This is a genomic window from Tersicoccus phoenicis (assembly GCF_001968835.1).
Classification (GTDB): Bacteria; Actinomycetota; Actinomycetes; order Actinomycetales; family Micrococcaceae; genus Tersicoccus; species Tersicoccus phoenicis.
In genome coordinates this window covers 1-445 of sequence record NZ_MRDE01000051.1, presented here as the reverse complement: position 1 = coordinate 445, position 445 = coordinate 1, and the positions used below count along the sequence as shown (strand labels likewise).

Below are 445 nucleotides of genomic sequence, written 5' to 3'. Positions count from 1 at the left end.
GATTTTAATGTCTCAACTATCACCGCTTGGTTTTCGTCAACGAGAGTTCGAGAGAGTTTATGTTGAAAATCAGCGCGTGCATTCGCTGTTTTCTCATGACATTTAGCCACAATCAATCGCGCCTTTGCACGGTTTGCACTGCCTTTTTTCTTGCGAGATAACTGACGCTGTTTACGTCTGAGGTTTTTCTCTGCGCGTATTACAAATTTTGGATTTGCTGTCTTTTTACCGTTGGATTCAATCGCAAAATGTGTCAAGCCCAAATCAATTCCCGTCACTGTATTGACGGTGTGAACAAGTGCTGGCGCTTCTGTTCCATCATCGACCAGTATTGACGCATAAAACTTGCCCGTCTTGCTTAGACTGAGCGTGATGCTTTTGACCTTTCCGACTATTTCACGATGAATGTTAGCCGTTATAGGCTTCATTTTCGGTAATTTGATGG

1 protein-coding gene is annotated in these 445 nt (G+C 43.1%); it reads right to left on the bottom strand.

The window, feature by feature from the left end:
• Positions 1-445: RNA-guided endonuclease InsQ/TnpB family protein (locus BKD30_RS08020; RefSeq protein WP_143588118.1), on the bottom strand; the 445-nt coding region annotated here is incomplete at both ends.